Source organism: Crocinitomicaceae bacterium (genome assembly GCA_016708105.1).
Taxonomy (GTDB): Bacteria; Bacteroidota; Bacteroidia; order Flavobacteriales_D; family Crocinitomicaceae; genus JADJGJ01.
In genome coordinates this window covers 1,020,567-1,034,829 of sequence record JADJGJ010000002.1, presented here as the reverse complement: position 1 = coordinate 1,034,829, position 14,263 = coordinate 1,020,567, and the positions used below count along the sequence as shown (strand labels likewise).

14 protein-coding genes are annotated in these 14,263 nt (G+C 36.9%); 9 read left to right on the top strand and 5 right to left on the bottom strand.

Going from position 1 to position 14,263, the window contains the following annotated elements:
* Positions 1–146 precede the first annotated feature (146 nt).
* The 6 genes from IPH66_15550 (at position 147) to IPH66_15525 (ending at position 6,736) form a co-directional block, all read left to right on the top strand.
* Positions 147–890, top strand: a complete 744-nt coding sequence (locus IPH66_15550; GenBank protein ID MBK7130756.1) for a hypothetical protein — start codon at positions 147–149, stop codon at positions 888–890.
* Positions 891–909: 19 nt separating this feature from the next.
* Positions 910–2,322 (top strand): hypothetical protein, encoded by a 1,413-nt coding sequence (locus IPH66_15545; protein ID MBK7130755.1) that lies wholly within the window; start codon positions 910–912, stop codon positions 2,320–2,322.
* A gap of 18 nt (positions 2,323–2,340) precedes the next feature.
* Positions 2,341–3,042: a hypothetical protein gene (locus tag IPH66_15540; GenBank protein ID MBK7130754.1), complete on the top strand. Its 702-nt coding sequence runs from the start codon at positions 2,341–2,343 to the stop codon at positions 3,040–3,042.
* A gap of 489 nt (positions 3,043–3,531) precedes the next feature.
* A complete protein-coding gene (locus tag IPH66_15535; protein MBK7130753.1) occupies positions 3,532–4,077 on the top strand; it encodes an ORF6N domain-containing protein in 546 nt (181 codons plus the stop codon).
* A gap of 138 nt (positions 4,078–4,215) precedes the next feature.
* Entirely contained in the window at positions 4,216–5,751 is a 1,536-nt protein-coding gene (locus IPH66_15530) for a YifB family Mg chelatase-like AAA ATPase (protein MBK7130752.1), read from the top strand.
* A gap of 175 nt (positions 5,752–5,926) precedes the next feature.
* Entirely contained in the window at positions 5,927–6,736 is an 810-nt protein-coding gene (locus IPH66_15525) for a universal stress protein (GenBank protein ID MBK7130751.1), read from the top strand.
* 48 nt (positions 6,737–6,784) lie between these two features.
* On the opposite strand, the gene IPH66_15520 is transcribed toward IPH66_15525, so the two are convergent.
* Positions 6,785–7,642, bottom strand: a complete 858-nt coding sequence (locus IPH66_15520) for an SAM-dependent chlorinase/fluorinase (GenBank protein MBK7130750.1) — start codon at positions 7,640–7,642, stop codon at positions 6,785–6,787.
* A 110-nt stretch (positions 7,643–7,752) separates the two neighbouring features.
* Here IPH66_15520 and IPH66_15515 point away from each other — a divergent pair, with 110 nt between their 5' ends.
* From IPH66_15515 to IPH66_15505, 3 genes are all read left to right on the top strand, one after another.
* Complete coding sequence (locus IPH66_15515; GenBank protein ID MBK7130749.1) at positions 7,753–8,688, top strand: PhoH family protein; 936 nt, start codon at positions 7,753–7,755, stop codon at positions 8,686–8,688.
* 19 nt (positions 8,689–8,707) lie between these two features.
* Positions 8,708–9,139 carry a peptidylprolyl isomerase gene (locus IPH66_15510; protein MBK7130748.1) on the top strand — a complete coding sequence of 144 codons (432 nt, stop codon included), beginning with the start codon at positions 8,708–8,710 and terminating at the stop codon, positions 9,137–9,139.
* A 239-nt stretch (positions 9,140–9,378) separates the two neighbouring features.
* The gene (locus IPH66_15505) at positions 9,379–10,791 is read left to right on the top strand and encodes a hypothetical protein (protein ID MBK7130747.1); all 1,413 of its coding nucleotides are present in this window, start codon (positions 9,379–9,381) and stop codon (positions 10,789–10,791) included.
* Positions 10,792–10,974: 183 nt separating this feature from the next.
* Here IPH66_15505 and IPH66_15500 read toward each other — a convergent pair whose 3' ends face one another.
* The 4 genes from IPH66_15500 to IPH66_15485 all read right to left on the bottom strand — a co-directional run bounded on the left by IPH66_15500 (position 10,975) and on the right by IPH66_15485 (position 14,201).
* Positions 10,975–11,727 (bottom strand): hypothetical protein, encoded by a 753-nt coding sequence (locus IPH66_15500; GenBank protein ID MBK7130746.1) that lies wholly within the window; start codon positions 11,725–11,727, stop codon positions 10,975–10,977.
* Positions 11,728–12,561, bottom strand: coding sequence for a hypothetical protein (locus IPH66_15495; protein MBK7130745.1), 834 nt, complete (start codon positions 12,559–12,561; stop codon positions 11,728–11,730).
* A 238-nt stretch (positions 12,562–12,799) separates the two neighbouring features.
* A complete protein-coding gene (locus IPH66_15490) occupies positions 12,800–13,876 on the bottom strand; it encodes a hypothetical protein (protein ID MBK7130744.1) in 1,077 nt (358 codons plus the stop codon).
* Entirely contained in the window at positions 13,824–14,201 is a 378-nt protein-coding gene (locus IPH66_15485; GenBank protein MBK7130743.1) for a hypothetical protein, read from the bottom strand. Before IPH66_15485 ends, IPH66_15490 begins: the two co-directional genes overlap by 53 nt.
* Positions 14,202–14,263 lie beyond the last annotated feature (62 nt).

Sequence of the window (14,263 nt, the reverse complement as noted above, 5' to 3'; positions counted from 1 at the left end):
CTTAAGTTTACAATTCGTAAGTTAAAGATAAAATTTTCGATATCATACTACAAATAATGTAGACTGTTCGAGGTGTATATAAAAAGATAAGGCTGTCCTCGTTGATTTTTTCCTTTTAATTACAACATTCAACTAAAACCAAACTTATGATTTTTAAAACTTTTAACCCTTATAGATTAATTGGCTCACAACACTCCGCTGGATTGGATGCTATCGCTCTCGCTTTTGGCGCAACAGGAGTCCCAACAAATGACAATTTTGCGGCTGCGGTTGCTAACTATGTTGGAGGAATTTACTATCCACCTCTTCCACTATCTACTAGATTAAGTATTCAAATTCAGAGCACTGTTGCGCACTCAATGAATGGCTATTCGAATTCCATAATAAAATCTGACGCTGGTGGATATGCAAACCATCTGGGTCAGTATTACTTTATAAATAAAATGCTTAAAGATGTAACCAATTCTCCTCTTAATGAAATATTGGATATACTTTTAGATATTGAGGATAATGTTACAAAAGCTGAGCTCAGTATTGAAGATCAAATCCCGTTACTTATAGCGCTTGAAGTTGGTAAACAAAATATCACTTATTGGCTACCAAAGATTACAACGCCTGGCAATTGGGCGATATTTTTTGATACCAATTCAGCAATTAATACCTCCAATATTCCGTTTTGGGTATCCGCGAGTATGGAAGGTATCCTTTTAATGGCGAAAAAATCAACTACATATCCATTAATTGACGGTACTACAACTCCAAATGCAGGAGTAGATTTGGCTTCTGCTTTATGCGGTGGCATCGCTACTGGAGCAGGTAAAGTGATCTATCGCATTATTAGACGAGACAGTATATCAAAACAAAGAAGTATAGATGGCTGCGGTTGTTAAGCTATGAAAATTTAAGATAATGCGAGTAATTCAAAGGCCCGTCGAAATAGATCGTAGCAGAGGTTTTACTGCACAGTTTATTCCTGATGAATATTTTTATATTCTAAATTACGAAGCATATTTGGTGAATTTTACGCTAAATATTAATGGTAGTGACGTACCTTTCGCGTTTTTTCAAGATAAAAGGTCTCTAATAATCAAGTGTACCGTTTCTGGCATTAACTGCATGAATACTGTAGGGGTTTCTGCATTTGGCAAACACATAACCTCAATTGAATATGCCGAAGGATTTACTTTAATCGGTTTTGAAGATGGAAGAATATTAAAAGTACTTGGCACTGGTGGGACTGGACAAAACATGTTTAATATTACTGCAAGTTCTGGAGGTTTTGCCGTCGCCAACACGGCACTTCAAAGCTATTTGGTAGGTAGTCATAAATTTCAAAAAAAAATTCTAGATATCGTCTATATAGGTGGTAAAACTCTAGTTTGCTTTGAGGCAGGTAAAATTTTGAAAGTAAATGGTACTGGTGGATCGGGTTATAACGTTTTCGCAATTACTGAGTTTTTGAATGGCTTTTCAAGCGTTCCTGGATACAATTACTATTCCGGATATGAAAAATTAGATTCTGATGTAACCAATATTACAACGGTAGCAGCCTATACTCTCATAGCCTTCAAGGATGGAAGACAAATCAAAATTGCTGGCACTGGTGGAACAGGAGCTAATATGTTCAAAATTATTAAAACAAATTATGGTTACTCGTCCGTACCATGGACTTATATTCTCTGGGGTAGTCATAAGTTTAATTCTTACATTATAAAAAGCTTAGTAGTTGGTAATAATACTTTTTTCTGCTTTGCGGACGGAAGAATAATGAAGATATTAGGTGCAGGTGGGACGGGACAGAATATGTTTAATATCACCCAAACGTCTAACGGATTTGCAACCTACGGTCCAAGTACACCATATCTTCTAGGTTCCTACAAATTTCCACACAACCATTTTGCATTTGACATGAAGTATATAAATGGATTCACATATGTTTTGATAAACGGAGATTTTATTTTGAAAATTTTAGGCACCGGTGGTACTGGATTTAATATGTTCAATATCGCATATGGACTATCCACCGGGTATATAAATAATTTATACTATAATGCTGGCGGTGGTTTTCCTTGCTATCTTTTTGGTGGTCAAAGATGGACTACCAACATAACATATATTCATCAATTGACTCAGATTGATGATTGGATTATTGTCTGTTACTGTCGTGAAGATGGTATGCAATTTGTAACAAAACTGAAAAGCGTAGTCAATGGTACTAGTTTTGTAAATATGTTCGGTACACATTCTGCGACCTCTGGCTTCTCCATTGGCGTGATGACATCAGACGGTAGCTCTACATCAGCGTTTTTGTGTTGCACATAACACAAATAAAATATCCCTATGAAGAAACAGGTCATTTTAGTTTTTTTCTCTATAAATTTTATTTCGGGGAATGCCCAGACTTTTTTGGGAAATTATAATAAGGCAGTCTCTCTTTCCTTAGGGGTGTTGCATATTCCCAGACTTTCGTGGACACCTACCATTATAGCTGATTATTATCAAAATACGGGTCCAGTAATTGCCGGTGGTATTGACCTAAGTGATACAAACAATAACAGTCATATTTTATACGTACGGTACGGATCATTGAACAGCTATCAGGATACTATTATTTATCCTGCCCTTTATCCGCAAGATATGGATACTTTGTATGGTCTTGAAGGTAGAGCCGAATTAGTTTCTTTAGGATATTCATGGCAACGCTATTTTGGCAATAAACTTTGGTTACAGCCATTTACACTTCTTGGTAGCGAATTACTCTTGCAACATCGAGAAACTCAAACTGGATATTACGATGCTAGCTGGTCTAGCGTGGTACTTCCTTATATTGTACCCAGTTATACTATTCTATCATTTAATTTAAGATGTGGAGTTGGATTTAGTCATAAAATCTCAGCTAGGATAACTTTATTTGAGCAAGTTGAAGCCGGTACCATGATTTTTCATAGTTCTGGAACAGGTATCGCATTTTCACCTTTACATGATTCACCTACATTAATATTGTTTCAAGCAAGTTTTGGGTTCACGTATAAACTTAGCTGAACAAGTTTTCAATTATTTTTTTTGGTTGCTCCAATCTTTTGGTTACCTTAGCTCTGAAATTGTTAATCTGGCAAATTCATTTTTGGTCACTACTTGGCCATAAAACGCAATCCAAATTACTCAAGACGATTTTATTAAATAACTGAATGGATTTTAAGATCCCTGAAGTATTTGTATTTAGATTCAACTCTGTAATGTCTATTAACTTGAAGTCGCAAATTGCGGTATCAAGTTTGAGTTCTAATTGCATGATAAATTTGAGCTTTTGTCAATCAGAAAAATTTGATATCACAATCTGTGACATCAAGTTAATGGTAGAGATATTTCATTTTTTCTCTATAAAAAATAATCGTGCTGAATCGAGATTCAAAAATTTGAGGCATCAGATTGTCACCTCAAATTTAGCTAGTCAATACGCAGATAACCCAGTCATATAAAGCAACCCAGAGGTGGTCGCAATTTGCGACCACCTCTAAAAATCATAAAAAAATGGAAATCAACACAGCGGAGTCAAGGCTAACAGATGAATTAGTGATTAACAAAATTTATTTCATCAGAGGTCAAAAAGTAATGATCGATGCCGATCTGGCAGAGCTTTACGATGTGCCTACCAAAAGGCTCAATGAACAGCTAACAAGAAATTTAGATAGGTTTCCCGAAGACTTTGCCTTTCGGCTGAATCAGAATGAATATGACAACTTGAAGTCGCAAATTGCGACTTCAAGTTGGGGTGGTAAGCGAAAGCTCCCTTATGCATTTACAGAACTAGGAATTGCTATGCTTTCAAGTGTTTTGAACAGTAAAAAAGCAATTCAAGTCAATATCGCTATCATGCGAATTTTCGTTTCGTTCAGACAAACGAACAAGGAAATTCAGGAAATAAAATCAATGCTTCAGGCAATAAGTCGGGAAACAAATGGAAATACGAAAAGCATTGAACTTCTATTTGAATACATGGATGAAGTCATGCAAACTAAAGAAGAAATAATATCAAAACCACCACGAAAACAAATCGGGTTTAAAGTTCCTAAATAATTTGATACCATAGGAACATCGAAGTCTCCAGAGGTGGTCGCAAATTGCGACCACCTCATTTATAGAATTCATTTACTGTCTTGAAAGATCAAGACAAAACGATCCCCAGTATTCAAAACGATTTTATGAAAACAACTTATGTTAGTAAAAACTTATGGTTGCGCGGTCTATGGCATTGAAGCTATTCCAATTACCGTTGAAACAAACATTGGCAAAGGCATTAATTTTTTTATTGTAGGTTTACCCGACAGCGCTATTAAAGAAAGTCATCAGCGCATCAAGGCTGCTTTTACAAATTCTGCATTCAAATATCCCATGCAGGAGATTACTATCAATCTGGCGCCGGCTGATATTCGCAAAGAAGGATCAGCTTATGACTTAACCATTGCAATTGGAATTTTAACAGCCAGCGGTCAAATATTAAGTGATGAAGTAGATAAATATGTCATCATGGGTGAACTCTCTCTTGATGGAAGTCTTCAATCTATTCGCGGATCTTTGTCTATTGCAATTAAGGCAAGAGAACTGGGCTACAAAGGTTTTGTATTGCCCAAAAAAAACGCCAACGAAGCCGCTATTGTTGATGGAATTGATATCATTGGAATTGAAAACATTCAAGAAGCAGTTGATTTTTTCAATGGCTCGCACAACATTCAACCAACCCGCTTTGAACATGTCAATGCAGATCATTGCACACTGAATTATCTTATGGATTTTTCAGATGTAAAAGGGCAAGAACATGTGAAGCGTGCATTGGAAATTGCTGCTGCAGGTGGTCACAATATTCTTCTTGTCGGTCCGCCGGGTTCAGGTAAAACTATGCTTGCAAAACGGTTGCCTACTATTCTACCTCCACTTACGGTTGATGAAGCACTTGAAACAACAAAAATTCATTCCGTTGCCGGATTAGTGGGTGCAAATCACGGCCTGCTCATGACAAGACCATTTCGTTCTCCGCATCATACGGTTTCAGATGTTGCATTAGTAGGAGGTGGCTCAAATCCAAAACCCGGAGAAATTTCACTTGCCCACAACGGAATTTTATTTTTAGATGAATTGCCTGAATACAAAAGGCAAGTATTAGAAGTAATGCGTCAGCCACTTGAAGATCGGGTTGTCACCATATCACGCGCCAAAATGACGGTTGAGTATCCCGCGGGGTTTATGCTCGTTGCATCTATGAATCCATCACCTTCCGGAAATTTTTATGATGCTAATGATCCAAACTCTGATCCTGAAATTGTGGTAAAAAGATATCTGCAAAAAATTTCAGGTCCGTTGATGGATAGAATAGATTTGCATATTGAAGTGCCTGCAGTAAAATTTGAAGAGCTATCTGATGTGCGCAAAGGAGAGAGCAGTGAAAGAATCAGACATCGGGTAATAGCCGCAAGAAATTTGCAAGCGGAACGATTAAAAGAGTACAAGGGAATATATTATAACGCACAACTCAGTTCACAATTGCTTGAAAAATATTGCAGCATTACAGATGCCGGACAAATGCTATTAAAAAATGCCATGGATAAAATGGGCTTATCTGCCCGATCGTATGCGCGAATATTGAAAGTTTCACGCACCATTGCAGATCTTGAAAATGCACCGGACATTCAACCACATCATTTGGCTGAGGCTATTCAGTATAGAAGTTTGGATAGAGGTGGATGGTTAGGATAAGTGGATAACTAGTCCTTTAAATGAATTTTCAACGTCATCTTGACAAGCCTATTTAAAGCCTTGATTACGCTGCAAAATAATGCTGAATGCGTGGTCACATCTGGCTGTGCCGCTTTTTTTTGAATGTATTGTTCATTCACTGAATTTGTTATCTTTACGGTCAAACACCGAAACTATGGACCGTCGTTCACTACTTGTTCCGCATGATTTTACCGCCGTTGGTGATAACGCGTTGAATTATGCAATCTTACTGGCTAAGGTAATTGGAGCAGATGTTGATTTGCTACATGTTGTTAAAGATGAAAAAGATCGCACTAAGGTAACAGCGCAGTTTGAAAAAATCATCAGCAATCTGAAAGACAAACCGGCCGAAGTGAATGTGAGATATCACATTAAATCAGGTACTATTTTTACTGATATCGCATCAAAAGCGGCTGAATTAAAATCAACCTTAATTATCATGGGTACACACGGAGCCGTGGGTATGCAAAAATTATTTGGCTCGTTTGCAATCAAGGTAATCACTAGTACATACGTGCCTTTTCTGGTTGTTCAACAAAAATATACCGGTACTGATCTTTCAAAAATTGTTGTGCCTATTGATGAGTCACAAGAGAGTCTGCAAATTGAACAGGTAACCAGTGGTATGGCAAAAATGGCAAACTCAGAAGTACACATTCTCACTGAAAAGAAAATAGACAGTAATCTAAAACTAAAGTGCGCAGTGCATAGCGGATTGATTGCAAAACAATTCAAAGAAAAAGATATCCGTTACGTTGCTCAAGTAATACCTAAAGTAAAAGGCTTTTCAAGTGATATTGTGGAGTACGCATTAAAAGAAAAAGCAAATCTTATTGCATTCTCATATCACAGTGACAGTTTGCTGCCACAGTTTGACACCTTTGCCCAAAGCTTGATCACAAATAAATCAGGTGTACCTGTGTTGATTGTGAATTCAAAAGAGGCGGGTAATTATTTCTTCTAAAAATCTTGATTGATTTTTTTTTCTGGTAAAAAAATTCTTTGATTAGAATTAAAACAATTCTTCAAGACTATTTTTTGATCCGCGCGGCTGAAATTCAATGCGCAATGTTGATCGTTCACCAATACCCAACAAAGTTGCTGCACCACCGCCATTACCCGGTGTGCCTTTATTGATGGCTATTTCAAGCAAGCCATTCTCGTTGAATAATGCCAACTTTTCTCCCATTGGAACATCATTATATGTATCAGATATCTGATCAATATAATATCCTGAATTTTTAAAATAAAGAATAAAAGGATGCCCCTGCCCTACCGTTTCAAAAAGTTGTTTTGTGATGTTTGAAATTGCATTGCCGTATTTATCTACATGCGCAACAGCACCTTTGATCAGATTTTTTTCTACCACCGGTTGCGGCACAAATACTTGTTTTAACTGAGTCACCTCTTCACCTATTTTATCCAATGAATCACCCGCAAGTATTTTTTGAATGGCAGGAACATAAATAGATTTATTGGCATTTTTCAATTCTAAGCCCGCAGCACTGAAATCAATTCTGATAATTGATTCAGCCTGCTGATAATTATCAATCAAAGAAAAAATTCCATTGTCACATCCAACAAAATAATGGCCTTGCAATTTCATTACTACAGGGTATAAATTGCGATCAGGATTACCAATGTTTATCACAGGCAAACTATCAACACATAAAAAATGAACTGTACCTTTAGGGTAAACCTGCCAACAATTATTGATGCAATAAGCTGCCTGAGCAATATTAAACGGCTGAATTAAATGAGATACGTCAATAATTTCAATACTCTTCACCGCTGAATACAATAAGCCTTTCAGATTGGCAACATAATGATCAGCCAGCCCCAGGTCAGATGTCAGTGTGACAAGTTTCATCTCGTTTTTATCACTGTGACCGTGATCTGATCACAGAAGTTTTGAAAAATCCGTATTTTTACCAAAAGTAGTAAAAAACAAGATACTCATCATTTCAACAAGAACTTACCTTGCACGAGAAAATAATTGAAATAACCGGCATTGCGCCAATTGAAATATTTGGAGTAAACGATCAGAAACTGAAAATAATCAGAAAGTATTTTCCAAAACTGAAGCTCGTTGCTCGTGATAATTTGATCAAAGTTTCAGGCGAAACTGAGGTTATAGAACAGTTTGAGAAAAAACTTGAACTGATGATTCGGCATGTCAACAGATATAACGCTTTAAGTGATGGCAATATTGAAACACTTTTACTTCAGAAAGATGATACCGCATCATATCTTGAAGAAGGAGATGTGATTGTTCATGGCAACGGGGGAAACCAAATCAAGGCACGCACACCTAATCAGCGCAAACTGGTTAAAGCTTGTATTGAGAACGACATGGTATTTGCCCTTGGACCGGCAGGAACAGGAAAAACATACACCGCAGTTGCACTTGCTGTGCGAGCGCTAAAAAACAAAGAAGTTCGACGCATTGTTCTTACCAGACCGGCGGTTGAAGCCGGTGAAAATCTTGGATTTCTTCCCGGCGATTTACGAGAAAAATTGGATCCCTACTTGCAACCACTTTATGATGCATTGCGCGATATGATTCCAACTGAAAAACTTGCAGAACATTTAGAGAATGGTGTCATTCAAATTGCTCCACTTGCTTTTATGCGCGGACGAACCTTAGACAAAGCATTCGTCATTTTAGATGAGGCCCAAAACTGTACCTATAGTCAATTGAAAATGTTTCTCACCCGCATGGGAGCCTCTGCAAAATTTGTAATTACCGGTGACGCAACCCAAATTGACTTGCCCAGAAATCAAACTTCAGGGCTGAATGAAACCATAAAAAAACTTAGCGGAATCAGTGGCATTGAAATCATTGAATTAGATGAACACGATGTGATAAGACACTCACTTGTTAAAAAAATAATTCGCGCTTTAGGAGAAAAATAAATCAAAAATAAATACAAACATGAAAGCTATCATCACCACCAACAAAGGAATTATGTCTGCAGATTTATACGACAAAGAAACACCTATCACGGTAGAAAATTTCACCAAATTAGCTAAGTCAGGATTTTATAACGGACTCACCTGGCACCGCGTCATACCAGATTTTGTCATTCAAGGTGGATGCCCAAAAGGCACAGGCAGCGGCGGACCCGGCTGGACTATTCCCTGTGAAGTAACTGCAGAAAAACAATATCATGACCGTGGAGTACTTTCTATGGCACACGCCGGACGCAATACCGGAGGATCACAATTTTTCGTTTGCCACAGTCGTCGCAACACGGCACACCTTGACGGCAATCACACATGCTTTGGCATCGTAACAGAAGGACTTGATGTACTTGACAGCATACGCCAAGGAGACAAAATTGAGAAGATTGAGATTGTGGAATAGGTGGTACTGATTTGGGGTTGGTGCTATTCGTACCAATTTTTTTAGTAGCGATACTCAGTGTTGCCAAATTTTTTTTTGTGATGTGAGCTGAAGAATTGATATTCTAGGTGGAACAATAATGTCAACATTTATTCCATTAGTGCAGTAGAGGTGTACTCAACAAATAGTGGTACCTGTCTTTCAAAAAAAATCAATCATTATGATTTTTACTTATCTTCGTCTCAACTCAAAAAAAACTTATGCGTTACTTAATTCTATCATTACTATTATTCCCTACACTAATTTTTTCTCAGGAGGTTGTATATGGACCGGCAGTCGCTTATAAAGACAAACCCGGTCTCGCTTTCGAGATAGTTGGCGTGGATGACGAACATATCGTTATCACATCCTATGCTCCGAACGGAACTAAAAGTCCTATTTATGTTTTTGATCGCAATCTTAAATTATTGCGTGAAGGAGAAATTGAATCAGGATATTTTTGGAAAGGATATTCCACCTATAATGTCTCAAAAAATCTGATGCTTGCCGGAGATAAAATAATTGCATTCTACGGAAATCGTGTTGGCAGTGCTGCATATTTTTATTATGACGTTTTTGACTTGACAACATTTGAGGCAATATCACAGGAAAATGAGATACTGAAATACGAATACCCTGCCATGGTGTTCGCTCCAGCAATTAATGTAGATATTTATGAATCAGGCGATGGCTGGGTGGCGGATATCTCACTTTTCGGAAAGCTTGGTAATCCAGGGACAACTATACACCAAGTGGCAACTATTTCACCCGATCTTACGGTAAAGTTAACGAATGAATTTCTGCATGAGAATCCGGTCACCGAAGGATGGACTACCAAATTTGGTCGCACAGACGATAAGGGCAATAACATTTTTTTGGCTAATAATGATACGGATGGCAAGCTGATGTACGCAATAATTTCTGAGAACGGATACAGTGACAAAAGAAGTTTTGATTATGGAATAAAACAAGTTGATCATGTTCTGAAAGAATTAAATAACACGGTATGGTCGGCTGGAATTTATGCAAATGACAAATCCGATTACAACAATATGAAATATGATGGCATTTTTCTTTTTAGTGAATCAATGTCTGAGCCCAAACTGATACCATTTTCTGACCTTCAACTTACAGATGACTTCAATGAAGCAATGAACACTTCGCTGTCAAAAGAGCCAGAACTTAATTTAGCTTCGGATGGTGAAAATATTTTCCTAATGGTTTCAAACAATATTAATGAAAAAGGCGGCCGCATGTTAATTGTTAAGTACCACAGCACAACAGGAGAAGTAAGCTCCCGTGTTTTCAAAGCCGAATCAAATAAATTTATAATAAATAGTTTTTCATACTGCAAAGACGGTAAACTTAACATATTAATCAGCGATTACGATTACCAAGCAGTTTATGCATCCAATGCAGTCATTGAAACCGATTTAAATTTTCTGAAAGTGAGCTGTAGCGATTTAACTACTCAGGAGAAAACTCCCGTAGACTTGTCAAAATTAACGGATGACAAATATTCCACGATGTACATTGGTTATCCATCAAAAGAAGAATACTCAAGTCCCAACAGCGGAAGAATTTCAATTTTGATTGGAAGAAAGAACTTCCGACTGATTGATTTTCGGTTTTAATTGATCACGAATGCAATTGATTTTGAATCCCCACTTACGCAAGACTTCCAGCAGATGTCGAGTGTGTACCTTCTGTATCAACTCACCTTCGTAGCGTTTCTGAGAATCGTTTCTTTTTCATATCCAATTGTTGTTAAATTTACTAATTTACAATTGGTGCTGAATGATGGGGAGGAGACAATGCTACTTAGAATATTCGGCAACCCTTCTCTTTATTTCAGACATTAACATTATCAACTTATCTCGTTGCTCTTCAAACGCTTCTTTACTGATTGTAAAATCTTCCCTGGTTAGAATTAGGTACTTTCCTTTATCCGTAAATTCATATTCTATACCTTTCAAATCATCAGGAATTTGGACTCCATAGTCATTTGAAAAATAGGTTATCCAGCCTAGGGGAGGCCAAACCTCTAAAGGTTTAAACTTATCATTAAACGCCGGAAGATTTATTGTAACCGCCCCTTGAGAAGGGCTGAAATACTCCACTAAATTCTTCAAAAGAGATCCATACCAATCAAAGTTATGCTCAATTGTTTTATTAACACTGAAAATCTTGAAATCCTGATATTCTTTTGACCCTAGTCGTGTGAATACCGCAAATTGTTGTTTGTCTTCGAAGTGAAATTCCAAGAGTAATAAAAATCCATATGGTCTAGAATACTCTTTTGTGGGAATTGGTTCACCATCATTATTAAGGATATCTTCTTTAAAGGATTGGATAATTAATTGATTGAAGTATTCAATACTCATGGATTTGTTAGTAGGTTGAATGTGAAGTTTTTTTCTGTTGTTTCCCTTTACGTATGTAGGGTTCAAAAATGCAGAATCAACTTTCGAAAGTTGAATTAGAATTTCGGTGAGAGTAGTTGAAATTTCCGAAATCTTAAGTTGCTTTCCCTCCAAAACACATCCAATATCAAAAATACTTTTGGCCATTTAAGGAATGATTGTTACTTGTGGTACATACACCACTTCAATATTTTTAATTAATTGTGAAGTTGTCAAATTATCAAATACATATCTAATCCCCTTAGCTCCCAACTCTGTTGATACTTCCCACTTTATATGGCTACCTCCAGCGGCATCCACTTGGCGTTGAGCTTGGTCTAGAATACTTTGCACCCTTGAATTATTGTGTATCTCAATCGTTGCTCCGCCTAATCCATCATCAACCTCATTAAAAATAGAACCACCATGTCCATACTTTCTATCTATTAAGGTCCCATCAGATGCAACATTGTCAAAACTTACTCCGTTTTTATCAAAACTCAACCCTGCATCTCCACTAGCTTCAGCCTGATACTGTTTAGCATTCTTTAAAACAAATGATTCATTTCCTTCAGACGGAGTAGGAAACTTCTTATGAGATATTGTTACTCCTGATGTGCCTGAATCAGATGTTCTTTTTATAGCATCAAGCACAGCTTCTGGGTCATCCCATTTCATAGGTAAGCCGTTAGAACCAGTTTTAAGACTAGGTGCTTTTAAGATGTTTTCAATGTCGGTAGCACCTAATCCGAGGTTATTGTTTTTGGATAGATCATCAAATTTCGTGAGGAAGTTACCGTTTGTTCTAAGGCCTGCTGGGATAACGTCTTCTCCCAAATCATAATACCGTTTCCACGCTTCAATCAACTCAGGTTTCTCTTGAATTAACGCTGAAAACTCCGGGTGATTATCCATATCAGCTTTTAGCGCGTATAGATCGCAATCCTGATTAAAAGCAATCAGATGGATTTTGACTAATAGTAAAAAGAGTAGTTTTTTCATGAGTTAATCACAATCAAGGTGTTTTATATTTTCTAAAATTCCGGTATTTCGTCTGATAATTGGTGCAAAATTGGCATCACTTAATTTAATCCATTCTCCCCCTCGCGCTCGACTTCCAACGGATGTCGAGTGTGTACCTTCAGTCTCAACTCACCAAGGTAGCGTCTCTGACGCGGGTTATAATTCATTACATTCACTCTGCAAATTTATTTTAGTTTGCAATTCTTTCAACTTTAACTTACGTTAAATTTTTCGCACCTATTTTGTCTGATTGAAGTTCATACAAATTACCAAGGGTATCCAGGCAATATATTTTACCTTCTCTCACTTGCAAATTTTCTTTACCTCCACGCAATTGTTGCCCTTTACTTTTGTCAAATTCAAACTCATGAAAGTCAACAATTTTCTCAGACGCTGGATCAAAGACACCTACAAAATTAGTCTCCGCTAAAAAATAGATTTTGTCATCATATAAAATTGAAAAACCAACAGAAAACCAGCAACGGTCACCTTCACTTATACCTTTAATAGCCTTTAGCTGAGATTCAATGCTGATGTCTTTGATAATTTCACCTTTCAAAACATCAACCTCAATGTAGCGCTGTGAAAAAAGTCCAACATAAATATGTGGTGCGCCTTTTTTTGCGTAAAGTTGCCGTGGGAATTTCGCATCTGGCAAGAATCGCTTCACATCACCGCTATGAATATCTAAAAGTAAAATTGCACCACTGTTTAATGTGCAAACCAATGTGTTTTCATGTATTCCACAAAACTCTGAAACTTGATACGGTTTTTCGATGTTGCCATCAAGCCAGTTATTTAAATCACTCAAATTAAATTTTAAAATTTCTTTATTGATTAAAATACTTCTTACTTTGATAAATTCTGAATCACCAACACCATCAACTATGTATTCATTAAAAATATACTTGCCAAATTGATGTGTGTCGGAAATAATGCAGTTTTTTTTACAATCTAAAAGGGCATATCTTTGAGGTGACTTAGAATATACCAAAAGATATGGGGGCTGAAACCTCAATATTCTGTCTTGCAGGAACTCAAACCCATTTATTGTTTTACTCCTATTAAGACTATCTAATATTATTCTATTTGAATTGACTTCGAGTACACTCGCAGAATCAATTATTGTGCAAAGAACCTTCCCACTGTGAAACTCCGCGATGTCACTATGATCAATTATGAAAGAATCAATTGCTACATCGAAAAAAGTGACATTTCTGTATTTAACTTTAGCCTTCAACTTAATAGACCTGAATAAAACTAAAAATTTGATGATCAAGAGATATGGTTTCACTATCCATCATTATTTTAAGATCTTCCCAATCATCAATGAAATCAATTTGATTTTCTTTTTTTATTTTGGTAAAAACATTCGGATTGGACTCAAAAATGGCCTTAGCATTGTTACTAATCATATTCTTAAACTTCTGAACCTGACTTGCTTTTGACACGCCTGAATTTGCTCTGAAATAGTATTTAATTTGACTGATATCTGTTATTTCCTGGCTCGAAATATACGCTTTAAATTGATTATAGAAAGAGGTGCTAAAGCTTGTGGTGCTTGCATAATTTTTTGTTTCTACAAAAATTCTGACTCCATTAGCGTCTTCAAATAACATGTCAAACCTGAAATTTTCTGCATCATCTATGCCGGCCTCTAATCTCCCCCGCTGGCGCGAGC

Excerpts from the sequence above, each read along its gene's own strand:
- IPH66_15550 (MBK7130756.1), top strand. The coding sequence starts at position 147 with ATGATTTTTAAAACTTTTAACCCTTATAGATTAATTGGCTCACAACAC.
- IPH66_15545 (MBK7130755.1), top strand. The coding sequence starts at position 910 with ATGCGAGTAATTCAAAGGCCCGTCGAAATAGATCGTAGCAGAGGTTTT.
- IPH66_15540 (MBK7130754.1), top strand. The coding sequence starts at position 2,341 with ATGAAGAAACAGGTCATTTTAGTTTTTTTCTCTATAAATTTTATTTCG.
- IPH66_15535 (MBK7130753.1), top strand. The coding sequence starts at position 3,532 with ATGGAAATCAACACAGCGGAGTCAAGGCTAACAGATGAATTAGTGATT.
- IPH66_15530 (MBK7130752.1), top strand. The coding sequence starts at position 4,216 with ATGTTAGTAAAAACTTATGGTTGCGCGGTCTATGGCATTGAAGCTATT.
- IPH66_15525 (MBK7130751.1), top strand. The coding sequence starts at position 5,927 with ATGGACCGTCGTTCACTACTTGTTCCGCATGATTTTACCGCCGTTGGT.
- IPH66_15520 (MBK7130750.1), bottom strand. The coding sequence starts at position 7,642 with ATGAAACTTGTCACACTGACATCTGACCTGGGGCTGGCTGATCATTAT.
- IPH66_15510 (MBK7130748.1), top strand. The coding sequence starts at position 8,708 with ATGAAAGCTATCATCACCACCAACAAAGGAATTATGTCTGCAGATTTA.
- IPH66_15505 (MBK7130747.1), top strand. The coding sequence starts at position 9,379 with ATGCGTTACTTAATTCTATCATTACTATTATTCCCTACACTAATTTTT.
- IPH66_15500 (MBK7130746.1), bottom strand. The coding sequence starts at position 11,727 with ATGGCCAAAAGTATTTTTGATATTGGATGTGTTTTGGAGGGAAAGCAA.
- IPH66_15495 (MBK7130745.1), bottom strand. The coding sequence starts at position 12,561 with ATGAAAAAACTACTCTTTTTACTATTAGTCAAAATCCATCTGATTGCT.
- IPH66_15485 (MBK7130743.1), bottom strand. The coding sequence starts at position 14,201 with ATGTTATTTGAAGACGCTAATGGAGTCAGAATTTTTGTAGAAACAAAA.